The organism is Actinomadura coerulea (assembly GCF_014208105.1).
Classification (GTDB): domain Bacteria; phylum Actinomycetota; class Actinomycetes; order Streptosporangiales; family Streptosporangiaceae; genus Spirillospora; species Spirillospora coerulea.
Window position 1 is genome coordinate 387,533 of record NZ_JACHMQ010000001.1, and the last position, 25,060, is coordinate 412,592.

Annotated in this window: 24 protein-coding genes; 12 read left to right on the forward strand and 12 right to left on the reverse strand. The window is 73.6% G+C overall.

Annotation, left to right across the window (positions count from 1 at the left end):
• Positions 1 to 8: 8 nt before the first annotated feature.
• Together BKA00_RS01820 and BKA00_RS01825 are read right to left on the reverse strand one after the other, a co-directional pair.
• Positions 9 to 689 (reverse strand): hypothetical protein, encoded by a 681-nt coding sequence (locus BKA00_RS01820; protein ID WP_185023266.1) that lies wholly within the window; start codon positions 687 to 689, stop codon positions 9 to 11.
• A complete protein-coding gene (locus tag BKA00_RS01825; RefSeq protein WP_149257606.1) occupies positions 686 to 1,273 on the reverse strand; it encodes a SigE family RNA polymerase sigma factor in 588 nt (195 codons plus the stop codon). The genes BKA00_RS01820 and BKA00_RS01825 overlap by 4 nt, the downstream gene beginning before the upstream one ends.
• 303 nt (positions 1,274 to 1,576) lie before the next feature.
• Here BKA00_RS01825 and BKA00_RS01830 point away from each other — a divergent pair, with 303 nt between their 5' ends.
• The 4 genes from BKA00_RS01830 to BKA00_RS01845 all read left to right on the forward strand — a co-directional run bounded on the left by BKA00_RS01830 (position 1,577) and on the right by BKA00_RS01845 (position 4,940).
• Positions 1,577 to 1,921: a histidine triad nucleotide-binding protein gene (locus BKA00_RS01830; RefSeq protein WP_185023267.1), complete on the forward strand. Its 345-nt coding sequence runs from the start codon at positions 1,577 to 1,579 to the stop codon at positions 1,919 to 1,921.
• A 123-nt stretch (positions 1,922 to 2,044) separates the two neighbouring features.
• Positions 2,045 to 3,121 (forward strand): PhoH family protein, encoded by a 1,077-nt coding sequence (locus tag BKA00_RS01835; RefSeq protein ID WP_185023268.1) that lies wholly within the window; start codon positions 2,045 to 2,047, stop codon positions 3,119 to 3,121.
• Positions 3,118 to 3,594: an rRNA maturation RNase YbeY gene (gene ybeY / locus BKA00_RS01840; protein WP_185023269.1), complete on the forward strand. Its 477-nt coding sequence runs from the start codon at positions 3,118 to 3,120 to the stop codon at positions 3,592 to 3,594. Before BKA00_RS01835 ends, ybeY begins: the two co-directional genes overlap by 4 nt.
• Complete coding sequence (locus BKA00_RS01845) at positions 3,594 to 4,940, forward strand: hemolysin family protein (RefSeq protein ID WP_185023270.1); 1,347 nt, start codon at positions 3,594 to 3,596, stop codon at positions 4,938 to 4,940. Before ybeY ends, BKA00_RS01845 begins: the two co-directional genes overlap by 1 nt.
• 30 nt (positions 4,941 to 4,970) lie before the next feature.
• Here BKA00_RS01845 and BKA00_RS01850 read toward each other — a convergent pair whose 3' ends face one another.
• The gene (locus BKA00_RS01850) at positions 4,971 to 5,306 is read right to left on the reverse strand and encodes a cytidine deaminase (RefSeq protein ID WP_185023271.1); all 336 of its coding nucleotides are present in this window, start codon (positions 5,304 to 5,306) and stop codon (positions 4,971 to 4,973) included.
• Between the two features lie 132 nt (positions 5,307 to 5,438).
• Here BKA00_RS01850 and BKA00_RS01855 point away from each other — a divergent pair, with 132 nt between their 5' ends.
• The 3 genes from BKA00_RS01855 (at position 5,439) to era (ending at position 12,179) form a co-directional block, all read left to right on the forward strand.
• Entirely contained in the window at positions 5,439 to 7,571 is a 2,133-nt protein-coding gene (locus BKA00_RS01855; protein WP_185023272.1) for an MMPL family transporter, read from the forward strand.
• Positions 7,572 to 7,623: 52 nt separating this feature from the next.
• Positions 7,624 to 10,965, forward strand: coding sequence for an ATP-binding protein (locus BKA00_RS01860; RefSeq protein ID WP_185023273.1), 3,342 nt, complete (start codon positions 7,624 to 7,626; stop codon positions 10,963 to 10,965).
• A 323-nt stretch (positions 10,966 to 11,288) separates the two neighbouring features.
• A complete protein-coding gene (gene era / locus BKA00_RS01865) occupies positions 11,289 to 12,179 on the forward strand; it encodes a GTPase Era (protein WP_185023274.1) in 891 nt (296 codons plus the stop codon).
• On the opposite strand, the gene BKA00_RS01870 is transcribed toward era, so the two are convergent.
• Entirely contained in the window at positions 12,170 to 13,003 is an 834-nt protein-coding gene (locus BKA00_RS01870; protein WP_185023275.1) for a hypothetical protein, read from the reverse strand. The two genes, era and BKA00_RS01870, sit on opposite strands and share 10 nt — an antisense overlap.
• 101 nt (positions 13,004 to 13,104) lie before the next feature.
• Between BKA00_RS01870 and BKA00_RS01875 the strand changes: the two genes are divergently transcribed.
• The 3 genes from BKA00_RS01875 (at position 13,105) to leuA (ending at position 16,427) form a co-directional block, all read left to right on the forward strand.
• Positions 13,105 to 13,716, forward strand: coding sequence for a zinc ribbon domain-containing protein (locus BKA00_RS01875; protein ID WP_185023276.1), 612 nt, complete (start codon positions 13,105 to 13,107; stop codon positions 13,714 to 13,716).
• Position 13,717: 1 nt separating this feature from the next.
• Positions 13,718 to 14,551, forward strand: coding sequence for a dimethylargininase (gene ddaH, locus BKA00_RS01880; RefSeq protein ID WP_185023277.1), 834 nt, complete (start codon positions 13,718 to 13,720; stop codon positions 14,549 to 14,551).
• Positions 14,552 to 14,702: 151 nt separating this feature from the next.
• Complete coding sequence (gene leuA, locus BKA00_RS01885) at positions 14,703 to 16,427, forward strand: 2-isopropylmalate synthase (RefSeq protein WP_185023278.1); 1,725 nt, start codon at positions 14,703 to 14,705, stop codon at positions 16,425 to 16,427.
• Between the two features lie 57 nt (positions 16,428 to 16,484).
• Here leuA and BKA00_RS01890 read toward each other — a convergent pair whose 3' ends face one another.
• Both BKA00_RS01890 and BKA00_RS01895 read right to left on the reverse strand, forming a co-directional pair.
• The gene (locus tag BKA00_RS01890) at positions 16,485 to 16,736 is read right to left on the reverse strand and encodes a protealysin inhibitor emfourin (RefSeq protein WP_185023279.1); all 252 of its coding nucleotides are present in this window, start codon (positions 16,734 to 16,736) and stop codon (positions 16,485 to 16,487) included.
• Entirely contained in the window at positions 16,733 to 17,752 is a 1,020-nt protein-coding gene (locus tag BKA00_RS01895; RefSeq protein ID WP_244993761.1) for a M4 family metallopeptidase, read from the reverse strand. Before BKA00_RS01895 ends, BKA00_RS01890 begins: the two co-directional genes overlap by 4 nt.
• Positions 17,753 to 17,962: 210 nt before the next feature.
• Between BKA00_RS01895 and recO the strand changes: the two genes are divergently transcribed.
• Positions 17,963 to 18,727, forward strand: coding sequence for a DNA repair protein RecO (recO, locus tag BKA00_RS01900; RefSeq protein ID WP_185023281.1), 765 nt, complete (start codon positions 17,963 to 17,965; stop codon positions 18,725 to 18,727).
• Positions 18,724 to 19,530, forward strand: coding sequence for an isoprenyl transferase (locus BKA00_RS01905; protein ID WP_185023282.1), 807 nt, complete (start codon positions 18,724 to 18,726; stop codon positions 19,528 to 19,530). The genes recO and BKA00_RS01905 overlap by 4 nt, the downstream gene beginning before the upstream one ends.
• Before the next feature lie 216 nt (positions 19,531 to 19,746).
• Here the strand turns inward: BKA00_RS01905 and BKA00_RS01910 are convergent, their stop codons facing one another.
• The 6 genes from BKA00_RS01910 to BKA00_RS01935 all read right to left on the reverse strand — a co-directional run bounded on the left by BKA00_RS01910 (position 19,747) and on the right by BKA00_RS01935 (position 25,044).
• Positions 19,747 to 20,172, reverse strand: coding sequence for an OsmC family protein (locus tag BKA00_RS01910; protein ID WP_185023283.1), 426 nt, complete (start codon positions 20,170 to 20,172; stop codon positions 19,747 to 19,749).
• 98 nt (positions 20,173 to 20,270) lie between these two features.
• Positions 20,271 to 21,884: a M4 family metallopeptidase gene (locus BKA00_RS01915; protein WP_185023284.1), complete on the reverse strand. Its 1,614-nt coding sequence runs from the start codon at positions 21,882 to 21,884 to the stop codon at positions 20,271 to 20,273.
• Positions 21,885 to 22,092: 208 nt separating this feature from the next.
• Positions 22,093 to 22,479 (reverse strand): Fur family transcriptional regulator, encoded by a 387-nt coding sequence (locus tag BKA00_RS01920; RefSeq protein WP_089312674.1) that lies wholly within the window; start codon positions 22,477 to 22,479, stop codon positions 22,093 to 22,095.
• On the reverse strand, positions 22,476 to 23,378 hold the full coding sequence (locus BKA00_RS01925) for a metal ABC transporter permease (RefSeq protein ID WP_185023285.1): 903 nt from the start codon (positions 23,376 to 23,378) through the stop codon (positions 22,476 to 22,478). Before BKA00_RS01925 ends, BKA00_RS01920 begins: the two co-directional genes overlap by 4 nt.
• Positions 23,375 to 24,091, reverse strand: a complete 717-nt coding sequence (locus tag BKA00_RS01930; RefSeq protein WP_420829659.1) for a metal ABC transporter ATP-binding protein — start codon at positions 24,089 to 24,091, stop codon at positions 23,375 to 23,377. Before BKA00_RS01930 ends, BKA00_RS01925 begins: the two co-directional genes overlap by 4 nt.
• Positions 24,088 to 25,044 carry a metal ABC transporter solute-binding protein, Zn/Mn family gene (locus BKA00_RS01935; RefSeq protein WP_185023286.1) on the reverse strand — a complete coding sequence of 319 codons (957 nt, stop codon included), beginning with the start codon at positions 25,042 to 25,044 and terminating at the stop codon, positions 24,088 to 24,090. The genes BKA00_RS01930 and BKA00_RS01935 overlap by 4 nt, the downstream gene beginning before the upstream one ends.
• Between the last annotated feature and the right edge of the window lie 16 nt (positions 25,045 to 25,060).

Sequence of the window (25,060 nt, forward strand, 5' to 3'; positions counted from 1 at the left end):
GAGCCCCGTCACGGGGTGGTGGCGGGGTTCTGCTCGGTCGTCACCGCGGGCTCGCTCGTCTCGGACGGCGTCGGCTGCTCGGTGGGCTTGCTCGGCGGCACGGGCGTCGTGGAGGTGGGCGGGGCCGGCGTCGTGGGCGGCGCCTGCGTCGGGGTCTCGCTCGGGCACGGCGTGGTGGCCGGCGTGGGCGTGGCGGTCGTGCCGGCCGAGGCCCCCGGCGAGGGGATGCGGCACGACGACAGCCCCGGCGTGGAGCTGGTGGTCGGCGTCTGCGAGACGCTCGGCTCACCGGACGTGCTGGCGTCGGGCGAGGACGGGACCGGGAACTCGGGGTCGGCCCCCGGGCCGGCGCGGTCCCCCGCGGTGTCGTCGCCCCCGTCGCCGGACTGGCTGTTGCTGCCGACCGACTGCTGGATCAGGTCGATCGTCTGCGGCGCCGTCACGCCCAGCCCGGCGATCAGCACGGCCGCGGCCACGGCAAGGAGGGGGCGCGCCCAGTTCACGGTGAACCGGTCGAACCCGAAGCGCGCCGGGCCGAACCGCCCGAGGCCGCTCCGTCGGCGCCCGCCGTCGGCGATGCGGGCCCGGATGAGCTCCAGGCCGTCGCCCGCGGGGTTGACCGAGTCCGCCTCCGCGTGCAGGGCGCGGCGGAGGATCTCGCCGTGCTCGTCGTGGGGGTCGGTGGTCATGAGAACTGCTCCAGGACGTTGCGTAGCGCGGTCATGCCGCGCGCCGTATGACTCTTCACGGCGCCGCGGGAGATGCCCATCGCGTTGGCGATCTCCGCTTCGGACAGATCGGCGTAGTAGCGAAGGACGAGCGCCTCCCGCTGGCGTGCGGGGAGCCGGGAGAGCGCGTCGATCACCGCCGAGCGCTCCAGCTCTCCGATGGCGCCGGCTTCCGCGCTCGGCGCGTCGGGCAGGCCCTTGGGGGCGTACTTCTCGACGACGGCGCGGTGCCGGAGCACCGATCGCGACCGGTTGACCACCGACTGCCGCAGGTACGACAGGGCCTTGTCCGGGTCGCGCAGCCGGCGCCAGCCGCCGTGCATCGCGACGAACGCGTCCTGCACGACCTCCTCGGCCGTCCCCGCGTCCCGGACCAGCATGGCCGCCAGGCGCACCAGCGAACGGTAGTTGGCGCTGTAGAGGGCGGTCACCGCCTGATCGGCGTCCCAGGCGGCGGCCACCACGCCCGCCGTGCCCCTGGCCACGAGGGTCTCGGTCACGTCAGTTGGACGCGCACCCTCGTCGTTCGGTTTACGAAAGGGCATGTCCTGGTTTGCCTCGGTCACCTATCCGCCGCCTTTGCCGGCCCCCCGCCGTCCATTCGGACGGTGGCGTCCGACCGACGTGATCCGGGCGTTCCCGCCGGGGGCGAGATGTGCCGCAACGCCTTGCGAACCGGGGGGTTACGCCTGAGCTGACAACCTTAGCCAGTGGCCGGTCGAAATGCCGACCGCTACCGGGAATTCGATCGAGGAGAACCCGGTCCCGCCCGGGGCGCCCGCGGTCCGTGCCCGCGCCGGTCCCGATAGGATTTCCGGGCGGTCGCGGACCGCCGGGAGGGGAGACAGATGACCGACTGCCTGTTCTGCAAGATCGTTTCTGGGGACGTGCCCGCCACGATCGTCCGCGAGTCGGCGGGGACGGTGGCGTTCCGCGACATCAACCCCCAGGCGCCGACGCACGTGCTGGTCATCCCGCGTGACCACCACCCGACGGTCGGTGAGCTGGCCGCCTCCGACGCCGAGCTGCTCGCCGAGATGGTGCGCGAGGCCCACAACGTCGCGGCCGACGAGGGCGTCGCCGAGACCGGCTACCGGGTCGTGTTCAACACCGGCTCCCAGGCGGGCCAGACGGTGTTCCACGTGCACGCCCACGTGCTGGGCGGGCGTGGCCTGAACTGGCCGCCCGGCTGAGGCCGCGCCGCCGCGCGGAAAATGCGGCGGCGGTCCGTCGGGGGTCGCCAGTACGATGGAACCGGTACACCCTGACACCCGGAGCAGACAGAAGGCAGGTCCGAAGGCCGCAAGGCCCGGCTGATGGTCGAATCAACTCACGCGAGGGCAACCCGCACGGGGCGCGACGACCGGACAGGCTCGCGCTCGCAGATCAAGATCGTGGTGCCGGACGACCATTCGATGGTGAGCCTGCTGGGCTCCCGGGATGAGTTGCTCCACGCGATCGAGCACGCGTTCGGCGCCGGCATCGACATCCACGTCCGCGGGAACGAGATCACCGTGACCGGCCCGGAGGGCGAGACCGACCTCGTCTCCCGGCTGTTCACCGAGATGCTCGAACTGCTGAAGGGCGGCACCCAGCTCACCCCGGACGCCGTCGAGCGCAGCCTGGCGATGCTGCGCGGCGAGAGCGGCGCGCGTCCCGCGGAGGTCCTCACCCTGGACGTGCTGTCCAGCCGGGGCAGGACCATCCGCCCGAAGACGCTGAACCAGCGGCGGTACGTCGACGCGATCGACAAGCACACGATCGTGTTCGGCATCGGCCCGGCCGGCACCGGCAAGACCTACCTCGCCATGGCCAAGGCGGTCCGCGCCCTGCAGGACAAGCAGGTCAACCGGATCATCCTGACGCGGCCCGCCGTCGAGGCGGGCGAGCGGCTCGGCTTCCTGCCGGGAACGCTCTACGAGAAGATCGACCCGTACCTGCGCCCGCTGTACGACGCGCTCCACGACATGGTCGACCCCGACTCGATCCCGCGCCTGATGGCCGCGGGCACCATCGAGGTCGCCCCCCTGGCGTACATGCGCGGAAGGACGCTGAACGACTCGTTCATCATCCTGGACGAGGCGCAGAACACCTCGCCCGAGCAGATGAAGATGTTCCTCACCCGGCTCGGGTTCGGGTCGAAGGTCGTGGTGACCGGCGACGTCACCCAGGTCGACCTGCCGAACGGGCACCTGAGCGGGCTGCGCGTCGTCCAGGAGATCCTCGACGGCGTGCAGGACATCCACTTCTCCCGGCTGGACAGCCGCGACGTGGTGCGGCACAAGCTCGTCACCGAGATCGTCGACGCCTACAACCGGTTCGACGAGAAGCAGGTCCCGCAGATCAAGCAGGGCGCGGCGCGCGGCGGTCCCCGCAAGCGGGGGCGGCAGTGAGCATCGAGGTGCTGAACGAGTCGGGCGCCGAGGTCGACGAGAAGGCCATCGCCGACCTGTCCCGGCACGTCCTGGACGGAATGCGCGTCCATCCGCTGGCGGAGCTGTCGGTGCTGCTGGTCGACGAGGCCGCGATGACCGAGCTGCACGAGAAGTGGATGGACGAGCCGGGCCCGACCGACGTGCTGTCGTTCCCCATGGACGAGCTGCGCCCCGGGCACATGTCCGGCGGCGCCGACGAGGACGGCGAGACCGACCCGGGCCTTCTCGGCGACGTCGTGCTGTGCCCCGCCGTCGCCGAGAAGCAGGCGCGGGAGGCCGGGCACAGCACCGCGGAGGAGCTGGAGCTGCTGTGCGCGCACGGCATCCTGCACCTCCTCGGCTACGACCACGCCGAGCCGGAGGAGCACCGGGAGATGTTCGGCCTGCAGGCCGAGCTCCTCACCTCCTGGCGGGAGAAACGCGGCGGTTGATGAGCACCGCGCAGGCGTGGCTGTCCGCACTGGCGGTGGGCCTGGTCTTCTTGGCGGGCCTGCTGGCCGGCACCGAGACGGCGCTCGCCCGGGTCTCGCGCGTCACGGTCGAGGAGGCGGTCCGGGAGGGGCGGCGGGGCGCCCGGCGGCTGGCGGAGGTCGTCGCCGACCCGGCCCGCTACGTCAACATGGTCCTGCTGCTGCGGATCGGCTGCGAGCTGGTCGCCACCGTGATCGTGGCGGACCTGTGCATCTCCTGGCTGGACGAGACGTGGCGCGCCTACGTCACCGCCGCCGCCGTCATGATCGTCGTCAGCTACGTGGTGATCGGGGTGGGGCCGCGCACCCTCGGCATCCAGCACGCCGACCGGATCGCGCTGGCGGGCGCCGCCGTGATCCACCCGGTGACCCGGGTGTTCGGGCCCCTGCCCCGGCTGCTGATCCTGCTCGGCAACGCCCTCACGCCCGGCAAGGGCTTCCGGGAGGGCCCGTTCGCCTCCGAGGCGGAGCTGCGCGACCTGGTCGACCTCGCCGAGCAGCGCAGCCTGATCGAACCGGTCGAGCGGGAGATGATCCACTCGGTGTTCGAGCTGGGCGACACCCTCGTCCGCGAGGTGATGGTGCCGCGCACCGACATCGTGTTCGTCGAGCGCACGAAGACCCTGCGGCAGGCGATGTCGCTGGCGCTGCGCAGCGGCTTCTCCCGCATCCCCGTCGTCGGCGAGAACGAGGACGACGTCGTCGGCATCGCCTACCTCAAGGACGTCGTCCGGCGCAGCCAGGAGCACCGCGAGGGCGAGTCGGTCGAGACGGTCGACTCGGTCATGCGGCCCGCCACCTACGTCCCCGACAGCAAGCCGATCGACGAGCTGCTGCGCGAGATGCAGGCCCGGCAGATCCACGTGGCGATCGTCATCGACGAGTACGGCGGCACCGCCGGCCTGGTCACCATCGAGGACATCCTGGAGGAGATCGTCGGTGAGATCACCGACGAGTACGACGTGGAGACCCCGCCGGTGACCTGGCTCTCCGGCGACGCGGCCCGCGTCACCGCCCGCCTGCCCGTGGAGGACCTCGCCGAGCTGTTCGACGTGGAGATCGACGCCGAGGAGGTCGAGACGGTCGGCGGCCTGCTCGCCCACGCGCTCGGCCGCGTCCCGATCGAGGGCTCCACCGCCGAGGTCGCCACCAACGAGGCCTCCACCGGCGAGCCCGGCCCCGTGCTGTCCCTGAGGGCCGAGACGATCGCCGGGCGCCGCAACCGGGTCGGGACCGTCCTCGTGCGCCGGCTCGGCGCCCCGTCCGCGAACGCCGAGAGCAGGGCGGCCTCGGACCAGTCCCGCTGACGGCCTCCGGCCGGCTGACCGCCGGCCGGCCTAACCGACGATGGCGCGGACGCTGCCGTCGGGGGCGGCGAGCAGGACCGGGGCCTTCGGACCGAGGTCGCGGACGGCGGCGACGTCGGCGGGGTCGGCGGCCTCGGCGGCGGTGACGACGGCGGCGGCCTCCAGGTCCTCGGCGCCGCTGGAGACGGCCATCGCGACGGCGGCCTTGAGGGCCGACAGCTTCAGGGACGGCAGGTCCACGCTCGTGGCGGAGTAGGTGCGGCCCGTCTCGTCGCGCACGGCGGCGCCCTCGGCGGCGCCCGCGCGCGCCCGCGCCGACCTGGCCAGGGTGATGATCTTCGCGTCCTCGGCGTTCAGCTCGCTCACGCCCCAAGCGTACGGGCACCGCGGGCGGGCGGGGCGGGCGGCTCGGCGGTTCGCAAGTCGGCTGCAAGTGGACGGCAAGGGGAGCCCGCGAGCCTGTAGGGCGTCGGACAATGCCGTTCTGGGGGAGAAGTGATGTCCCGTCTGCTCTACCGCCTGGGGAGGGCCGCCGCGCTGCGCCCTTGGCGGTTCATCGTGGTGTGGCTGGTGCTCGTCGCCGCGATGGCCGGCCTCTCCGGCGTCGCCGGGGGAGCCCTGCATGACAACTACACGCTGGCGGGGACGGGCTCGCAGCGGGCCACCGACCTGCTGCAGGAGCGGTTCCCCGCGCTGGCCGGGGCCGACGCGCGGGTCGTGGTCCACGCGAGGTCGGGGAAGGTCGACCAGGCGGAGCTGGCCGCCGCGGCGACCGGGCTGCGGAAGCTGCCGCACGTCAGCGGTGTCGACCCGGCGCAGTTCGGAAAGGGCGGCGCGACCGCGCTGATGACCGTCCGGTACTCGGTGCCCGTCACCGACCTCGGGCCCAAGGAGACCCTCGACCTGCTGCGGTCGGCGACGCGGAACCTGGACGCCGCGGGCTACCAGGTGGAGTTCGGCGGCCAGGTCCCCGAGAACGTGACCGCGCCCGGCGGCGTCGCCGAGGCGGTCGGGATCGTGGCGGCCCTGGTCATCCTGCTGCTGGCGTTCGGGTCGGTGGTGGCGGCCGGGCTGCCGCTCGCCGTCGCGCTGGCCGGGCTCGGAGTCGGCGTGTCCGGGATCACACTGGTCGCCGCGTTCACCGACGTCGCGACCACCGCGCCCACGCTCGCCACGATGGTGGGGCTCGGCGTCGGCATCGACTACGCGCTGTTCGTCCTGACCCGCCACCGGGAGGGGCTCGCGGAGGGCCTCGACGTCCCGGAGGCGGTGGGCCGCGCCATCGCGACCGCTGGCCTGTCGGTGATCTTCGCGGGGTTCACGGTGCTGCTGGCGCTGTGCGGGCTGGTGCTGTCGCGGATCCCGGTGTTCATGACGATGGGGTTCACCACCGGAATCGTCGTCGCGGCGACCGTGCTGAGCGCGGTCACGCTGCTGCCGGCCGTGCTGGGCCTCGCCGGCCGCAGGGTGCTCCGCCGCCGCGACCGCGCCGCAGGCGCGACGATCGCCGTGGAGTCGCCGCGGGTGCGCCGGTGGGCGTTGCACGTCGGGCGGCACCCCTGGCCGTGGCTGCTCGCCGCCGCGGTGCTGATGCTCACCCTCGCCGCCCCCGCGCTCGGCATGCGGACCTGGCCGAGCGACGCCAGCAGCGAACCCACGTCCAACACCGTCCGCCAGGCCTACGACCTGGTCGCCGACGGCTTCGGCGCGGGCGCGAACGGGCCGCTCGCCGTGGCCGTCGACCTGACCGGGACCGACAGGGCGGCCCTGCCGGGCCTGCGGGACCGGCTGGAGGGCGTCGAGGGCGTCGCGTCCGTGGCGCCGCCGCAGCTCTCCCCGCGCGGCGACGCAGCGGTGATCATGGTGACGCCGGACTACGGGCCGCAGGACGAGCGGGTGACCGGGCTCGTCGACCGGATCCGGGCCGACGTGCTGCCGCCGGACACCGAGGTCACCGGGCTGACCGCCGTCTACGTGGACCTGTCCCGGGTGTTGTCGGACCGGCTGTGGCCGGTGATCGGCGTGGTGGTGGCGACGTCGTTCATCATGCTGATGATCGTGTTCCGGTCGCTGTTGGCGCCGCTGAAGGCCGCGGTGATGAACCTGCTGTCGATCGGCGCCGCGTACGGGGTGCTCACGGCCGTGTTCCAGTGGGGGTGGGGCGCGGAACTGCTCGGCCTCCCGCACAGCGTCCCGGTGTCGTCGTTCATCCTGCTGCTGATGTTCGCCGTCCTGTTCGGCGTCTCCATGGACTACGAGGTCTTCCTGCTCTCGCGGGTCCGGGAGGAGTGGCTGCTGCACGGCGACGCGCGCGGCTCGGTGTCCACCGGGCTCGCCGCGACCGGCCGTGTGATCAGCAGCGCGGCACTGATCATGGTGGCGGTGTTCCTCGGCTTCGCCGCCGATCCCGGCCTGGTGATCAAGCAGATGGGGGTCGGTCTCGCGGTCGCGGTGGCGCTGGACGCGACGGTCGTCCGCCTGGTGCTGGTGCCGGCCACGATGTCGCTGCTCGGACGGGCGAACTGGTGGCTGCCGGGACCGCTCGCCCGGGTGCTGCCGGCGATCGACCTGCACGGTGGCGCGGCGCCCGCGCCGCCCGCCGAGCGGCGTCCCGAGCCCAGCCGCGCGTAACCGGGGGAGTGATCACGGAAGGGCGGCATGTCCCGGTTAGGCTGATCGGGACATGTCGCCTGTCGTACGCGTTCTCGGGGCCTTCGGCGCCGAGGTGGCCGGAACCGCCGCCGACCTCGGCGGCCACCGGCAGCGCTCGGTGCTCGCCCGCCTCGTCGCCGCGCGGGGACGCATGGTGCCCGCGGACAGGCTCGTCGACGACCTGTGGGCGGGCACGGCGCCGCCGCGCGCCGCCGCCGGCCTCCAGTCCTTCGTCTCCCACCTGCGCCGCGCGCTCGAACCGGACCGCCCGCCCCGCACGCCCGCGCGGGTCCTGGTCACCGAGCCGCCGGGGTACGCGCTGCGGCTGCCGGACGGCGCCGTCGACGCGTGGCGGTTCGACACGCTGATCGACGAGGCCGCCGGGCCGGCGGCGTCCGACCCGCGGGAGGCGCTCCGCCGCGCGGAGGCGGCGCTCGCCGAGTGGCGCGGGCCCGCCTACGCCGAGTTCGCCGACCTGCCGTGGGCCGCGGCCGAGGCCGCCCGCCTGGACGAGCGGCGCCGGCTCGCGGCCGAGCGCCGGGCGGAGGCCATGCTGCGGCTCGGATCGGCCGCCGAGGCCGTCCCCGACCTGGAGACCCACGCCGCCGCCAACCCGCTGCGCGAGGAGGCGTGGCGGCTGCTCGCCCTCGCCCTCTACCGCGCCGGGCGCCAGGGCGACGCCCTCGCCGCGCTGCGGCGCGCCCGCGCGGTGCTGACCGAGCAGCTCGGCGTCGATCCCGGCCCGGCGCTGCGCCGCCTGGAGAGCGACATCCTGGCGCAGGAGCCCGCGCTCGGAGCGCTGGAACGGCCCGTGGCGCCCCGTCCCGTCCTGCGGATCGCGCCGGCGCCCCGTCCGGACGTGGGCCCGGCCTTCGTCGGCCGCGTTCAGGAGCTGGCGAGGCTGGAGGAGGCCGCCGGGAACGCCGCCGCGGGCCGCGGCGGCGTCGTGATCGTGTGCGGGGACGCCGGGATGGGCAAGACCGCGCTCGCCGAGAGGCTCGCGCGCGACCTGGCCGGACGGGGCTGGACGTGCGCGTGGGGGACGGCGCCGGAGACCGCCGGAGCGCCCGCGGCCTGGCCCTGGGCCGAACTGCTGCGCGAGCTGGCGAACGCCGCCCCGCCCGCCGGCGGCCTCGCCGGACGGCTCGGGCCGCTGCTGGACGACTCCGTCATCGGGCGCGGCGACGCCGACGTCGTCACGGGGCGGTTCCGGCTCCACCTGGCCGTCGGCGACTACCTCGCCGAGCTCGCGGACACGGCGCCGCTCCTGCTCGTCCTGGACGACCTGCACTGGGCCGACGAGGAGACCCTCGCCCTGCTGATCCGGCTCGCCGGGCGGCTGCGGGACCGCCGCGTCCTGCTGCTGGCCACGTTCCGCCAGACCGAGGTGCCGGACGGCCTCGCCGCGGCGCTGGCCGCGCTCGCCCGGCACGAGCCCGCGCGGATCGAGCTCGCCGGGCTGTCGCCGGCGGAGGTCGCGGCCCTCGTCCGGCACACCTGCGCCACCGGCCTGGACGACGAGGAGCTGTCGGCGATCGCCGAGCGCACGGGCGGCAACCCGTTCTTCACCCGGGAGACGGCCCGGCTCCTGGACGCCGAGGGACTGCCCGCCGCCACGCGCCGGGTCCCCGCGGGCGTCGGCGACGTGCTGCGCCGCCGCGTCGCGCGGCTGCCGGGACCGGTCCAGTCCGTGCTGCGCGACGCCGCGGTCATCGGCCGGGACACCGACCTGCGCGTCCTGGCCGACCTGGCGGGGGACGAGGAGACGGTGATCGACGCCGTGGAGGCGGGCCTGGCCGCCGGGCTCGTCACCGAGCCCGCGCCCGGCCGGATCCGGTTCGCGCACGCCCTCGTCCGCGACACCCTCTACGCGGCCGTGTCCCGGGCCCGCCGCACCCGCGTGCACGGCCGGGTCGCCGCCGCGCTGGAGCGCCACCTGCCGGGCGAGGTCGCCGCGATCGCGCACCACTACCTCGAAGCGGGCACCGACCCCGACAAGGCCGTCCGGTACGCGCGGCGCGCCGCCGCGGCCGCCGAGGCGCGGTTCGCGCACGGCGCCGCGGCCGACCTGTGGGCGCGCGCCGTCGACGCGCTCCGCGCGCGGGGCCCCGAGGCGGCCCGCGACCGGCTGGAGGCGGAGGCCGCCGCGATCCGGGCGAGCGCCCTCGCCGGACAGATCGTCGACGCCCGGGCCCGGCGGATCGCCGCCATCGCCGACGCCCGCGCGTTCGGGGACGTCCGCCTGCTCGCCCGGATCATCGTCGCCTTCGACGTCCCCACGCTGTGGACGAGCCGCGAGTACGGGACCCTCGACCTCACCGTCGTGGAGGCCACCGGCGAGGCGCTGGCGAGCGTCCCCGAAAGCGAGCCGGAGTCGCGGGTCAGGCTGCTGACCACGCTGGCGATCGAGTCGGAGGGCGAGCAGCACGACCGGGGCGCCGCGGCCGCCGCGGCGGCGCTGCGCCTGGCCCGCGCGCTGGGCTCGCCCGAACTGATCGCCCTCGCCCTCAACGGCGCCTACATCAACGCCTACCGGAGCGCGGAGGGGCTCACCGAGCGGCACCGGTTCGCGTCCGAGCTGCTCGACCTCGCCGTCGAGCACGACCTCGGCACCTACCGCGTCCTCGCGCACCTGCAACTCCAGCAGACGAGCGTCGCCGCGCTCGACCTGCCCGCCGCGCACCGGCACCGCGCGGAGGGGCGCCGGCTCGCCGAGCAGTACGGGCTGCCGCTGCTGGCCCGCATCGCGGACTGGTACACGGCCCTGGTGCGCGCCTTCGCCGCCCGCCCGGAGGAGGCGGAACGCGCGTTCGCCGAGGTCGGCGGCTCCATCGGCCGGACCCGAATCTGGTTCAGCGAGCGCGGCATGGCGCTCCTCGGCCCGTTCTGCCTTCGGCTCGTCCAGGGACGGGCCGAGGAGGCGATGGAGGAGGCCGCCTGGCTGCACGAGCAGTGGAGGCACGTCGCCGCGACCGCCGACATCTACGCGCTCACCCTGGCCTCCGCGGGCCGCATCGCCGAGGCGCGCCGGGTGGTGGCGGGCGCCGGTCCCGTGCGGCTCGACTACTTCTTCGACCTGACCATGGCGGTCCGCGGCCTGCGCGCCGTCGCCCTGGACGACCGCCCCCTGGCCGAGGAGGCCTACGCGGCTCTGCTGCCCTACGAGGGCCACTTCTCCGGCGGCGCCACCGCCGTCGCGACGGTCGGCCCGGTCGCGCAGGTCCTCGGCGACCTCGCCCGCTTCCTGGACCGTCCCGCCGAGGTCGCCGCCGCCCACTACCGCACGGCGGCGGAGGTCGCGGACCGCCTCGAAGCCCCCTTCTGGGCGGAGAAGGCCACCGCCTCCCTCGCGGCCCTGGGCACGGCGGCGTGACCCCGCCCTCGTCCAACCCGACTAAACTGGCGCGGGCGGTCTGGGCGATGCCGACGTTCGCGCGGTCGTCGACGGTGGCGGGCCGCCATGACCCCGGCAAGGAGAGACGTCATAAGCGCACCCGTCCCAATGGACGAACCGACCTCAGTCCTCGCCGCAACCACGCAACAACCTCAAGGGTTGCGATCGCGTCCGAAGGCAGGTTCGAGCGTGCGAGAACCTGATCGCGCAGCGAGCCGCAAGGCGAGACGGAGCGATGCCGGCGATCGCCCGCGGTGCTCGACGATGGAGGGCCGCCAGGCCCGAAGGAGGAGAGCACGGCAATGAACTCAGGTTTCGCTTGTTTCATCGGGCGGCCCAATGTGGGCAAGTCGACGCTGATGAACGCGCTGGTGGGGACGAAGGTGGCGATCACCAGCAGCCGTCCGCAGACGACGCGGCGGGCCATCCGGGGGATCGTTCACCGCCCTGACGCGCAGCTCGTCGTGGTCGACACCCCCGGTCTGCACAAGCCACGGACGCTCCTCGGGGAGCGGCTCGACAGCCTGGTGCGGTCCACGCTGACCGAGGTGGACGTGATCGGGTTCTGCGTGCCCGCCGACCAGCCGGTCGGGCCGGGCGACAAGTACATCGCCAGGGAGCTGGCGGGGGTGAAGAAGACGCCCGTGGTCGCGATCGTCACCAAGACCGACCTCGCCGCGCCGGAGCAGGTCGCCGAGCAGCTCCTCGCGGTCGGGCGGCTGGGGGAGTTCGCCGACATCGTGCCGTGCTCCGCCGAGAGCGGCTTCCAGGTCGGCCTCGTCGGCGACCTGCTGATCTCCCACCTGCCGGAGGGCATGCCGCTCTACCCCGAGGGCGATCTCACCGACGAGCCCGAGCAGGTCCTGGTCGGCGAGCTGATCCGCGAGGCGGCGCTGGAGGGCGTCCGGGACGAGCTGCCCCACTCGATCGCCGTCGTCGTGGACGAGATGACGCCCCGCGAGGGCCGCGACGACCTCGTCGACGTCTACGCGCACCTGTTCGTCGAGCGGTCGAGCCAGAAGGGGATCATCATCGGGCACAAGGGCTCGCGGCTGCGGGAGGTCGGCGCGGCGGCGCGCCGGCAGATCGAGGCGCTGCTCGGCACGAAGGTGTTCCTCGACCTGCGCGTCAGCGTCCTCAAGGACTGGCAGCGCGACCCCAAGCAGCTCCGCAGGCTCGGCTTCTACGACTGACCGGCGTCCTCCGGATCCTGCTCGGGGGTTCGGGGCCTTCCGCCGGCGTCCTTCTCGGGCGCGTCTTCGGGGGGCGAGGCGTCCTCGTGCGGGGGATCGTGGCGGCCCCACGCCTGGTCCTCTGACGGCCAGGCCGCGTACTCGCCGTTCGGGGACTGCTCCGGGTCCTGCCCGCCGGCGTACTGCTGGTCGGTGGAGGGGTACCGCGGGTGGTCCTGCTCAGGTCGCCGCTGCGACTTGGAGACCCTGTCGCTGACCGGGCGGGCGAGGCTGAAGCCGACCACGAGCAGGGCCGCGACGACCGCGAGGTACCAGCCGAACCGGACGGTGATCTGGTAGCCGAGGTCCAGGCCGGTCCGGGGCAGGTCGTCGCGGACGTGGCCGAGCCGCAGCACGAAGATCCCGCACACCAGCAGGGCGAGCACGCCGGGGACCGCGGCGAGCGCGCCGATCCGGGCGTCGCGCCCGATCAGGTCCCAGGCGGCCAGCGCGATCGCGATCACGGCGAGGACCGGGACGGCGAGGACGATGTCGTCGGCGTCGATGCCCGCGACGCTGCCGAGGTCGCGGCTCAGCGAGCGGCCGAACAGGTCGACGACGACCTCGGCGCGCGCCCACGGCAGGAACGCCGACACCAGCAGGACCGACGCGGACGCGATCAGGGCGAGGACCCAGCCGGCGCCGCCCGGATGGGGGGACGCGGCCGGCGGGGAGGGGACGGCCTCGGCCGGGCCGTCGTGCTGCGGCGGGTAGCCGTCGACGGGCGGCAGGAAGGACGGGCGCGACCGCGCGCGCCCCGCGTCGGATCCCAGGTCACCGGTCATGAACCCAGCGTAAACGCACGGCGGGCATTGTCCGGGTGAGCCACCGCGGCGCCCGCGGATCGGTAGGTTGGAACGAAGTCCGTTATGGGAGGAGAGCGCCGGTGTTGCTCGTTTTTGGCCTGACGGCGGTGTTCCGTACGGTCAGCGAGGGGACGTTCCACTGCCCGCGGTGCGGGGGCGACCGCGCCTACCGCAGGCGCGCCGGACGCCGCTGGTTCTCGGTCTTCTTCGTGCCGACCGTGCCGCTGTGGCGCCTCGGGCAGGCCGTGGAGTGCCGCACGTGCCGCGCCCGCCTCCCCGTGGCGGCCCTGCGGGCGCCGACCGCGCAGCAGATGGCCGAGGCCCTGGCCGCCGGGATGCGGGCCGCCGCGGCCCTGGTGCTGCGCTCGGGCGACCCGGCCGACGCAGCGGCACGCGCCCGCGCGGTCGCGACGGTCACCGGGTACGGCGAGCCCGACTACGACGCGGACGCCGTGGACACCGATCTGGCGCTGCGCCGCACCTTCCTGGAGCAGGAGGTCATCCAGGCCGGGGCGCACCTCGCCGTCGAGGCCAAGGAGTGGTTCCTCGCGCAGGCCGTCCGGATCGGGCTGGCGGACGGCCCGCTCGGCGAGGGAGAACGGCTCGCCCTGCACGGCATCGCCGACATGCTCGGCATGTCCCGCGCCTACGCGCTCGGCGTCATCGTGACGACGGAGGGGGCGGCGCGCTGACATGGACGCCGCCGGTACCGCACCCGCGGGCAGGGCCCTGGTCCGGCCGCCGGGCCCGCTTCTCGCCGAGGGCATCGTCACCCATGCCGCCCGCCGCCCGGTGGACGTGGAACTCGCCGCGCGCCAGCACGAGGCGTACGCCGCGGCGCTGCGGTCGGCGGGGTGGGGCGTCCGCGCCGTCGCGCCCGCCGACGACCTCCCCGACGCCGTGTTCGTCGAGGACGCCCTGGTCGTCTGCGGCGACCTGGCCGTCGTGTGCCGGTCCGGGGCGCCGAGCCGCCGCGGCGAGACCGCCGGCGCGGAGCGGGCCGCGCGCGGGCTCGGCCTGCGCGTCGAGCGGATCGAGGAGCCGGGGACGCTGGACGGCGGGGACGTCCTCGTCGTCGGCGGCACCGTCTACGTGGGACGCGGCGCCCGCACGAACGAGGAGGGCATCTGCCAGCTGGCGCGCCTGCTGGGCGGCCGGAGGGTCGTCCCGGTGGACGTCCGCGGGTGCCTGCACCTGAAGTCGGCGATGACCGCGCTGCCGGACGGCGGCCTCATCGGCGTCCCGGAGCTGGTGGACACCGCGGTGCTGCCGTGCCTGCGGGTCGCCCCGGAGCGGGAGGGCGCCCACGTGGTGGTGCTCGGGCCCGACCACGTCCTCATGGCGGCGTCGGCACCGCGCACGGCCGCCCGGCTGGCGGCCGACGGGCTGCGCGTCACGAGCGTCGACATCAGCGAGTTCGAGGCGCTCGACGGCTGCGTGACCTGCCTGTCCGTGCTCGTCCCCGGGCCGGGGCCGGGGCCGCGGGACGGGCAGAGCGTCTCAGCATCCGGACGCCGGTTTCCGTGACGCGGATGGCATCTGTTAGCTTGGCGGACGTGTTGCGTGAGCTGCTCCTCCTTAGCGGCCGCAGCGGGGCCCTGTAACCAGGCCGGCTCCCTCGCTGCGGGGCTTCGCCGTGGACGTCGGCCGTGAGGTTCGAGCAGAGAGAACTCAACGGATGTATCCGCAACAGCAGACTTCCGGCATGCCCTTCCAGCGCTACAAGCCGTTCGCGCCCGTCAGGCTGACCGACCGGACCTGGCCGGACCAGGTGATCACCGAGGCTCCGCGATGGTGTGCGGTCGACCTGCGCGACGGCAACCAGGCGCTGATCGACCCGATGGACTCCCACCGCAAGCTCCAGATGTTCGAGCTGCTGGTACGGATGGGCTACAAGGAGATCGAGGTCGGGTTCCCCGCGGCCAGCCAGACCGACTTCGACTTCGTCCGGCAGATCATCGAGGAGGACCGGATCCCCGATGACGTCGTCGTCCAGGTGCTGACGCAGGCGCGCCCCGAGCTGATCGAGCGGACCTTCGAGGCGGTGCGCGGCGCCAGGCGGGCGATCGTCCACCTGTACAACTCGACCAGCACGCTGCAGCGCCGCGTGGTGTTCGGGCAGGACAGGGACGGCATCACCGCGATCGCGGTGGAGGGCGCCAAGCTGTGCGCCAAGCTCGCCGAGGACATGGGCGACACCGAGATCTACTTCCAGTACTCGCCCGAGTCGTTCACCGGCACGGAGCTGGAGTACGCCGTGGAGGTCTGCAACGCCGTCAACGACGTGTGGCGGCCGACGCCGGACCGGAAGGTCATCGTGAACCTGCCGGCGACGGTCGAGATGGCCACCCCGAACGTCTACGCCGACCAGATCGAGTGGATGAGCCGGAACCTCGCCTACCGCGACTCCGTCATCCTGTCGCTGCACCCCCACAACGACCGCGGGACGGCCGTCGCCGCCGCCGAGCTCGGCTACATGGCGGGGGCCGACCGCATCGAGGGCTGCCTGTTCGGCAACGGCGAGCGCACCGGCAACGTGTGCCTGGTCACCCTCGGCCTGAACCTGTTCACCCAGGGCGTCGACCCGCAGATCGACTTCTCCGACATCGACGAGATCCGCCGGACGGTCGAGTACTGCAACCAGCTGCCCGTGCACGAGCGGCACCCCTACGGGGGCGACCTGGTCTACACCGCGTTCTCCGGCTCCCACCAGGACGCCATCAACAAGGGCTTCGACCACCTGCGCCGCGACGCCGAGGCCGCGGGCGTGCCGGTGGAGCAGCACGCGTGGGAGGTCCCCTACCTGCCGATCGACCCGCACGACGTCGGCCGGACGTACGAGGCCGTCATCCGGGTGAACAGCCAGTCCGGCAAGGGCGGCGTCGCCTACGTCATGAAGACCGAGCACGCGCTGGAGCTGCCGCGCCGGCTCCAGATCGAGTTCTCCCGGGTCGTGCAGCAGCACACCGACAGCGAGGGCGGCGAGGTCACGGCCGAGCGCATGTGGGAGATCTTCGAGGCGGAGTTCCTCGCCAACGGCCCGCGCGCCGGGCTGCTGGCGCACCGCGCGACGTCCCGGGTGGACGAGAAGGACGCGCTCAGCTGCGACGTCCGCGTGGACGGCGAGATCCGCGAGATCGAGGGCGTCGGCAACGGCCCCGTCTCGGCGTTCGAGGACGCCCTCACCGCGGTCGGGATCAACGTCCGGGTGCTGGACTACGCCGAGCACGCGATGAGCGCGGGCGGCGACGCGCGCGCGGCCGCCTACGTCGAGTGCGACGTGCGGTTCGGCGACGGCGAGGGCACGACGGTGTGGGGCGTCGGCATCGACGGCAACATCGTCACCGCGTCGCTCAAGGCCATGCTGTCGGCGGTCAACCGGGTGGCTCGCGCACAGGGCTGAGCGGCCGGCGACCTCGGGTTCAGGTGCCCCCTGGCTCCTGAACCCGAGACGAAACGGTCAGATGCGACCGAGGACGTGGTGGACCAGTTCGCGGAGGGGGCCGTGGAGCTGGGCCTCACCGACGGTGGTCCGGTCGCCGTCGATGTCGATTTCGTACAGGAACTGGTCAGGGATTCGGCCCGGCGGCGGCACGCTCTTCAGATCGACGCGGCCGACGAGCCTGGACAGCATGGGATCACTGGCGCTGTCGGACTCGGCGCGCCGCTCGATCCCCGCAAACCCCCCGCTGCGGACGACTGTCACCTTCACTGCGTCTCGTTCGCCTCCAGGGAGACGCCTACCCCCGTCCAGGCCCGATTCACGGCCTTGGTCTCGACGGCCTCGGCCCCGTACAGCGCGGTGGCGGCCCGGAGCGTCGCGGCGGCGAAGCCGGCGAAGTCGACGTCGGTGGCGAGGGAGCCGCCCGTGAGCGTCTCGTACCAGACGCGTCCGGCCTTCTCCCAGGCGTTGCCGCCGATGGCGGTGGCGGCGAGGTAGAAGGCGTGGTTGGGGATCCCCGAGTTGATGTGGACGCCGCCGTTGTCGCGGTAGGTCTCGACGTAGTCGTCCATGTGGCCGGGCTGCGGATCCTTGCCGAGCTGCGGGTCGTCATAGGCGGTGCCGGGCGCCTTCATGGAGCGGAGGGCGACGCCGCTGACGCCCGGCGCGAGCAGCCCCTGCCCGATGAGCCAGTCGGCCCGGTCGGCGCTGTGGCCGAGATGCCACTGCTTGACGAGCGAGCCGAACACGTCGGACACGGATTCGTTGAGCGCGCCGGACTGGCCGTAGTACTCCAGGTTCGCCGTGTACTGGGTGACGCCGTGGACGAGTTCGTGACCGGTGACGTCGAGGGGCGCGGTGAAGTCGGTGAACAGGACGCCGTCGCCGTCCCCGTACACCATCTGCTCGCCGTTCCAGAAGGCGTTGTCGTACTTGTCGCCGTAGTGGACGGTCGAGACCATCGCGAGGCCCGCGCCGTCGATCGAGTCGCGCCGGTACACCGCCTCGAAGAAGTCGAAGGTCGCTCCCAGCCAGTCGTAGGCCCGGTCGGCGGTCGGGTCGCCGGTGGCCGGGGCTCCCTCGGCCCGGACGGTGCGGCCGGGCAGGTCCTCCCGGTGCCCGGCGTCGTTGATCGTCCGGTGGGGGACGAAGTCCTCGGACGGGGAGGGGGCCCCGGCCACGGCCGTCCGCCGCTCGGCGAACTGGGCGGAGGTGAGCGCCAGCGTACGGCGGGCCCGGCCGCGTATGGCCGGGTCCTCGGCATCGCGGGCGATCCGTTCCAGCATGTGCGGTGGCACGATGTGGCATCTCATGCCACAACGCTGCCAGGTGCCCGTGGTTCCAGCCACGACTTTCGGGGGACCGCTACGGCCGAATCCGGTCACGTTGTGTGTTCGACCTGCGGCGCAACGAGACCGCTGGGGTGACATGTGAAGATCCTGGGGAGATGCACCCGGCGCACCGAGGCATCGGGCGGCGTGCGTCAGAATGAACGGGTGACCCTGTACCGCGACGAAGGCATCGTCCTGCGCACCCAGAAGCTGGGCGAGGCCGATCGCATCGTCACGGTGCTGACCCGGCGGACCGGCCGGATCCGGGCCGCGGCGAAGGGGGTCCGCAAGACCAGGTCCCGGTTCGGCGCGCGGCTGGAGCCGTTCACGCACGTGGACCTGCAACTGTACGAACGGCGCTCCCTCGACCTGATCACGCAGGCCGAGACCCTGCGCCCGTACGGGGAGGCCCTGGTCACCGACTACCCCCGCTACACGGCGGGGACGGCGATGCTGGAGACCGCGGAGAAGCTCACCAGCGAGGAGGGCGAGCCCGCGCTGCGGCAGTTCCTGCTGCTGGTCGGCGGGCTGCGCACGCTCGCCGAGCGCGCCCACGACCCCCGGCTCGTCCTGGACGCCTACCTGCTGCGCTCGCTGTCGGTCGCCGGCTGGGCGCCCGCGCTCGACGAGTGCTGCCGGTGCGGCAACCGCGGCGGCCTGCGCGGGTTCGCCATCGCGGCGGGCGGCGCCGTGTGCGCCGGCTGCCGCCAGCCGGGCGCCGCGAGCCCCGCGCCGCCGACGTTCGCGCTGATGCTGGCGCTGCTGCGCGGCGACTGGGAGTACGCCGACGGCAGCGAGCAGCGCCACCGGATGGAGACCAGCGGCCTGGTGGCCGCCTACCTGCAGTGGCATCTGGAGCACGGGATCCGTTCCCTGCGCCATGTGGAGCGCGAGACGCGCGACGACGACACCGATAGGGAGAGAGTTTGAGCAGGGCCGTATCGCCGCCGGATCCGCACCGGGACGGCGCCACCCCGCCCCCCATCCCCGCGGACCTGGTGCCGCGGCACATCGCCATCGTCATGGACGGCAACGGCCGCTGGGCCAAGGAGCGCGGCCTGCCGCGCACCGAGGGGCACAAGCGCGGCGAGGACTCGCTCTTCGACGTGATCATGGGCGCGATCGAGCTCGGCGTCCCGTACCTGTCGGCGTACGCCTTCTCCACCGAGAACTGGAAGCGCTCACCCGACGAGGTGCGCTTCCTCATGGGCTTCAACCGGGACGTGATCCGCCGCCGCCGCGACCAGCTCAACGCGATGGGCGTGCGGGTGCGCTGGGCGGGCCGGCGTCCGCGGCTGTGGCGCAGCGTCATCAGGGAGCTGGAGACGGCGGAGGAGATGACGCGCGACAACGACGTCCTCACCCTGCAGTTCTGCGTGAACTACGGGGGCCGCGCCGAGATCGCCGACGCCGCCGCCGCCATCGCCCGGGACGTGCGGGACGGCCGGCTCGACCCCGGCAAGATCAACGAGAAGGTCTTCGCCCGCTACCTCGACGAGCCCGGCATCCCCGACGTCGACCTGTTCCTGCGCTCCTCCGGCGAGCAGCGCACGTCCAACTTCCTGCTCTGGCAGTCCGCCTACGCCGAGATGGTGTTCCTCGACACCCTCTGGCCGGACTTCGACCGCCGCCACCTCTGGCACGCCTGCGAGCTCTACGCCAGCCGCGACCGCCGCTACGGAGGGGCTGTGCCCAATGCGGTTTTTTCGGGTCAGACGCCCAGGGGCGCCTGACCCGAAAAGACCGCGTGCGATCGCTGCATCGCTCCGGCTCGCCTGGCGGCTCGCTGCGCGATCAGATTCTTGCTTCGCTCGAATCTGCCTTCGGACGCGATCGCGATTGTTCAGGTTGTCGCGTGGCCGGGGAAGGGGCCGGGCTCGGTGGCCCGTTCCTTCCCCGCTGGGCTTGGTGTGTCCGCCGGGTTGCTCTTGTGCTCCGGGCCCGGGGGGTCAGACCAGGGCCGCGTCCAGGGTGATCTTGGTGCCTGTGAGGGCCTTGCTTACGGGGCAGCCCTCCTTGGCGGTCTGGGCGGCCTTCTCGAAGTCGGACGCGGACAGGCCGGGGACGCTGGCCCGGACGGTCAGGTGGATGCCGGTGATGCCCTCGCCCGGCTGGAAGGTGACCTCGGCCTTGGTGTCCACCTTCTCCGGCGGGGTGCCGGCTCCGGCGAGGCCGTGCGAGAGCGCCATCGAGTAGCAGGTGGAGTGCGCGGCGGCGATGAGCTCCTCGGGGCTCGTCCGGCCGTCCGGCTCCTGCGACCGCGACGCCCAGGTCACGTCGTAGGTGCCGAGCTTCGAGGAGTCCAGCGAGACGGTCCCCTGGCCGTCCAGGAGAGAGCCTTCCCAATGCGCGTTCGCGGTGCGTGTCGTAGCCATGACCTGATTCTTCACCATGCCGCGGCGAAGGGATCACCCGAACCGCGGGAACGCCCCGCGCCGGAGGCCGGTGCGGGGCGTTCCGCCGGGGGTCGGGGCTAGTTGACGTTCACCGCGGACCAGGCCGCGGCGACGGTGTTGTACTGCGTGCTGCCCGCGCCGTAGAGGTCCTTGGCCGCGTTCAGCGTCGCGGTGCGCGCTCCCGCGTAGTTGGTCGAGGACGTCATGTACGTGGTCAGCGCCCGGTACCAGATCTTCGTGGCGGCGTCCCGGCCGATGCCGGTGATCGTGGAGCCGTTGGACGTGGGGCTGTTGTAGGAGACGCCGTTGATCGTCTTCGCGCCGCTGCCCTCGGACAGCAGGTAGTAGAAGTGGTTGGCGACGCCCGAGGAGTAGTGCACGTCGAGGTTCTTGGTGCTGGTCGACCAGGAGTCGGCGGAGCTGCCGTCCTTGCTGGGCTTGTCCATGAAGCGCAGCGCGGGCTTGCCGAAGCCGGGCAGGACGACCTCCTCGCCCACCAGGTAGTCGCCGACGTCACCCGAGTTGTTCGCGTAGAACTCGACGGCGGCGGCCATGATGTCGGACGTCGCCTCGTTCAGCCCGCCGGACTCCCCGCTGTAGGTGAGGTTCGCGGTGGTGCTGGTGACGCCGTGGCTCATCTCGTGGGCGGCCACGTCCAGGGACGTGAGGGGGCCGAGCTGGCTGCCGTCGCCGTCGCCGTAGGTCATGCAGAAGCACGAGTCGTCCCAGAAGGCGTTGGCGTAGCCGCTGCCGTAGTGGACGCGGTTATAGGACCCCTTGCCGTCGCCCGCGATGCCCGTGCGGCCGAAGACGTTCTTGTAGAAGTCCCAGGTCTCGTTGGTGCCGAACTGGGCGTCGACGGCGACGGTGGCGCGGTCGGACGTGGTGCCGCTGCCCCAGTGGTTGTCGGCGTCGGTGAACAGCGTGGCGGGGGCGCGGTGGAAGCACCAGCTGAGGAAGCAGAGGTCGGTGTCGTTCTGGGCGTCGCCGGTGTAGGTGTTGCCGCGCGTCGGGTCCTTCAGCTGGTAGGTGCTGCCGGACAGCGTCGTCTGGAGGGGGACCGTGCCGGTGTAGAGGGACTTGCCGTCGCCCGCCTCGGTGAGGATCGTCTCCTCGCTCAGCAGCACCTTGCCGGTCGCGGCGTCCACCGAGGTGAAGACGCGGCTGGGCGTCCCGTCGGCCTTCTTGCCGACGGTCTGGACGCGCCAGGCGAGGCGGGGCGCGTGGTCGGCGGTACGGGACTCCACGACGAGCGCGGGGGAGCCGTCGGCCTTGCGGCTCTTGGTGACGGCGCGCTTCTGGGCGGTCTTGGCGGAGACCTCGGGGCTGGAGTCCGCCGGCGCCTTGGCGAGGGTGAGGCTGGTGCCGCGCCACGTGCCGGCCGCCGTCTCGTGGACGACGATGTCGCCGCCCAGGACGGGGAGGCCGTTGTAGGTGCGGGTCATGCGGGTGTGCGAGGTGCCGTCGCGGTCGATGCCGACCCTGACGACCTGGAACGCCTGCCCGTCGCCGCCGCGGACCTCGGCGGCGCGGCCGGTCAGCGCCCGGAGCGCGTGCTCGGCGGCGGCGCGCGGGCCCGGTGGGGACGCCGGCTGCCGCGCGGAGGCGGGGAGCGCGGTGGCGGCCGACGCGAGCAGCGTCGCCGAGGCCAGGAGCGTGATCCTTCGGCTGGTGAACGCCCGTCTTGTCATGAACGCCCTCTCGTGCGGGCGCCACGCTCCCCCGAGAACCCTCCGTCGGGCCCGCCGTGGCGACGGGACATTTATGACATAGGGCTACTGGGAAGTAGATGTAGCAATTTGACAAGAAACGCCTACAGAGCGTGTGAAATACCGGGCTTGTCCGAGTTCAGGGGTGAATCGGGGGCGGAGGGCCTGCCGGGCGCGCGGATTTCGGTCTTCAGGACGGCTTCGCGGCGCAGTTCGCGCACGTCCCGAAGACCTCGACGGTGTGGGTGATGTCGACGAAGCCGTGCTCGGCGGCGATCGTGTCGGCCCAGCGCTCCACGGCCGGGCCCTCGACCTCCACCGTCCGTCCGCAGTCGCGGCAGACCAGGTGGTGGTGGTGCTGCTCGGTGCGGCAGGCGCGGTACACGGCCTCGCCCTCGTCGGTGCGCAGCACGTCGACCTCGCCCGCGTCGCTGAGCGCCTGCAGCGCCCGGTAGACGGTGGTGAGGCCGATCTTGGAACCGTCGGCGCGCAGGTCGGCGTAGATGTCCTGGGCGCTGCGGAAGCCCTCGCAGCCGGCCAGCACCTGCCGTACCGCGTCCCGGCGGGCCGTCGTCATCCCCTCAGCACCTCCGCCTCGGCATCCACGCGCGGCGGGGCGCCGGGCCCGTCGCCCCCCGCGGTCACGGCATCGGCCGCGGCGCGGGAACGCCGGCGGCGCACCACCGAGCCCCCGGCGACCGCGGCCACGAACACCGCCAGCGCCAGCAGCACGATCGAGGGGCCCGGGGGAAGATCGTACTGGAAGGAACCCGCCAGGCCCGCCACGGCCGACAGTACACCGATCCCCGTCGCGGCCAGCATGGTGCTCCAGAATCCCCGCGTGAGCTGCTGCGCCGCGGCCACCGGGACGACCATCAGCGCGCTCACGAGCAGCAGGCCGATCGCGCGCATCGAGATCACCACCGTGACCGCGGCGGTCGCGGCGATCAGCACGCTGAGGAACCGGACGGGCAGCCCGGCCGCCCGCGCGAGCTCCTCGTCCTGGCAGAGCAGGAACAGCTCGCGGCCGAACACCGCGACGATCGCCAGCACGACCGCGGCGAGCCCCGCGACGACGTACAGGTCGCTCACCGTCACGCTGCTGATCGAGCCGAACAGGTAGGACTGCAGGCCCGCCGAGCCGCCGCCGTCGACGCTCGTCAGGATGACACCGCCCGCCAGCCCGCCGTAGAACAGCAGGGCGAGCACGGCGTCCGCGCCGCTGCGGCTGCGCGCCCGCAGGACCTCGATCGCGACGGCGCCGAGGACCGACACCACCAGCGCGCCGAGGACGGGGGAGGTGCTGGTGAGCAGCCCCAGCCCGATGCCGGTCAGCGCGATGTGGCCGATGCCGTCGCCGAGCAGGGACAGCCTGCGCTGGACCACGAACGTGCCCACGGCGGGGGCGGTCAGCCCGATCAGCACCGCCATGGCCAGGGCGACGCGCATGAAGTCGTACTGCAGCATCTCGCTCACGCGGGCCTTTCGAGAGTCTGCCGGGCGGTCTCGCGGACGACGCGGCCGTGCCCGAGCTCGACCGTGCGGGTGACGAGCGGCTCCATCGGCCCGAGCTCGTGCGCGACGAGGACGACCGTGCGACCGGCTCGGGCCAGCGCGGCGAGGGCCGACGCGAGCGCCGCCTGGCTGCCGGCGTCCACGCCGGCGGTCGGCTCGTCCATCACGAACACGTCGGGTTCGCCGGCGAGGGCGCGGGCGATCAGCACCCGCTGCTGCTGGCCGCCCGACAGCAGGTGCGCCGAGTCGCGGGCCCGCCCGGCGAGCCCGACCGTCTCCAGGGCGCGGTCGACGGCGGCGCGGTCGGCCGCCCGGTCGGCGAGCGGCGCGGGCCGCCAGCGCGACCGCCGGGCCACCCGGCCGGACGCCACGATCTCGCGGACCGTCGCCGGGACGCCGCCGCCCATCGGCAGCCGCTGCGGCACGTACCCGACGCGCCTCCAGTCGCGGAACCGCGCGGGCGGCTCGCCGAAGATCTCCGTCCGGCCGGCGGCCAGCGGGACGAGCCCGAGCAGCGCCTTGACGAGCGTGGACTTGCCCGCCCCGTTCGGGCCGAGGACGGCGAGCACGTCGCCGGCCTCCACCCGCAGGTCGACGCCCGCGAGCACCGCGCGGCCGTCCCGCCGGACGAGGCCGCCGGTCATCGCCAGCGGCGGGGCGGTGGTGTCGTTCATGAGCACTCCAGGGCGGGCCGCAGGGTCCGCAGGTTTTCTCGCATGATCGTCATGTAGTCGCCGGACGCGCTTTCCGGCGGGCCCTCGGCCGGGTCGAGGACGGCCGTCCGCACGCCCGCCTCCCGCGCCAGGCTCGCGGCCACCCTCGTGCTGGCCAGGGTCTCGGTGAAGACCGTCGTCGCGCCGGTGGAGGAGACGAGCCGCACCAGCCCGGCCAGCCTCTTCGGGGACGGTTCGCCGGACGGGTCCACGCCCGCGACCGGGATCTGCCGGAGCCGGTAGCGGGCCGCGAGGTAGCCGAACGCGGCGTGCGCGGTGACGATCTCCCGGCGCGCGCAGGACCGCAGGCCGTCCTGGAACTCGCGGTCGAGGCCGGTCAGCGCCTGTGCCGTGGCGCGGGCGCGCTCCCGGTAGCCGGCCGCGTGGGCGGGGTCGGCGGCGGCCAGCCGCTCGCCCAGCGCGGCGGCCACGGTCGCCATCCGGCTCGGGTCGAGCCAGATGTGCGGGTCGTAGGACGCCTCGCGGTGCCGTAGGCCGTCGTGGGCCTCCTCGTCGTCGGTCTCGCCGGGCGGGGGGAGCTTCGGGACGAGGCTCGCCGCGTCGAGTGACCTGCCCTTCGCGTGTTTGCGGACCGCGTCGTCCACGGCGGGCTGGACGCCCTTGACGTAGACGGCGTAGTCGGCGTCCTGGACGTTCGCGACCTGCCGCGCCGTCAGCTCCAGGTCGTGCGGCTCGGTTCCGGGCCTGGTGAGCGTCCGGACGGACACGTCGCCGCCGCCGACCTTCCCGGCGAGCCAGGCCATCGGGTAGAAGGACGCGACCACCGCGGTCCTGCCGGGCGGGACGTCGGCGCCGGCGTCGGCGTCGGCGCAGGCCGTCAGGCCCGCCGCGAACCCGGCCAGGGCGAGCGCCGCCGCCGGCGCGGTTCGCAGGGCTGCGCGGAGTGGGGGCACATCGCGATTATGGACG

Coding starts and splice junctions, on each gene's coding strand:
- BKA00_RS01820 (WP_185023266.1), bottom strand. CDS start 689: ATGACCACCGACCCCCACGACGAGCACGGCGAGATCCTCCGCCGCGCC.
- BKA00_RS01825 (WP_149257606.1), bottom strand. CDS start 1,273: ATGCCCTTTCGTAAACCGAACGACGAGGGTGCGCGTCCAACTGACGTG.
- BKA00_RS01830 (WP_185023267.1), top strand. CDS start 1,577: ATGACCGACTGCCTGTTCTGCAAGATCGTTTCTGGGGACGTGCCCGCC.
- BKA00_RS01835 (WP_185023268.1), top strand. CDS start 2,045: ATGGTCGAATCAACTCACGCGAGGGCAACCCGCACGGGGCGCGACGAC.
- BKA00_RS01845 (WP_185023270.1), top strand. CDS start 3,594: ATGAGCACCGCGCAGGCGTGGCTGTCCGCACTGGCGGTGGGCCTGGTC.
- BKA00_RS01855 (WP_185023272.1), top strand. CDS start 5,439: ATGTCCCGTCTGCTCTACCGCCTGGGGAGGGCCGCCGCGCTGCGCCCT.
- BKA00_RS01860 (WP_185023273.1), top strand. CDS start 7,624: ATGTCGCCTGTCGTACGCGTTCTCGGGGCCTTCGGCGCCGAGGTGGCC.
- era (WP_185023274.1), top strand. CDS start 11,289: ATGAACTCAGGTTTCGCTTGTTTCATCGGGCGGCCCAATGTGGGCAAG.
- BKA00_RS01870 (WP_185023275.1), bottom strand. CDS start 13,003: ATGACCGGTGACCTGGGATCCGACGCGGGGCGCGCGCGGTCGCGCCCG.
- ddaH (WP_185023277.1), top strand. CDS start 13,718: ATGGACGCCGCCGGTACCGCACCCGCGGGCAGGGCCCTGGTCCGGCCG.
- leuA (WP_185023278.1), top strand. CDS start 14,703: ATGTATCCGCAACAGCAGACTTCCGGCATGCCCTTCCAGCGCTACAAG.
- BKA00_RS01895 (WP_244993761.1), bottom strand. CDS start 17,752: ATGCTGGAACGGATCGCCCGCGATGCCGAGGACCCGGCCATACGCGGC.
- BKA00_RS01910 (WP_185023283.1), bottom strand. CDS start 20,172: ATGGCTACGACACGCACCGCGAACGCGCATTGGGAAGGCTCTCTCCTG.
- BKA00_RS01915 (WP_185023284.1), bottom strand. CDS start 21,884: ATGACAAGACGGGCGTTCACCAGCCGAAGGATCACGCTCCTGGCCTCG.
- BKA00_RS01920 (WP_089312674.1), bottom strand. CDS start 22,479: ATGACGACGGCCCGCCGGGACGCGGTACGGCAGGTGCTGGCCGGCTGC.
- BKA00_RS01930 (WP_420829659.1), bottom strand. CDS start 24,091: ATGAACGACACCACCGCCCCGCCGCTGGCGATGACCGGCGGCCTCGTC.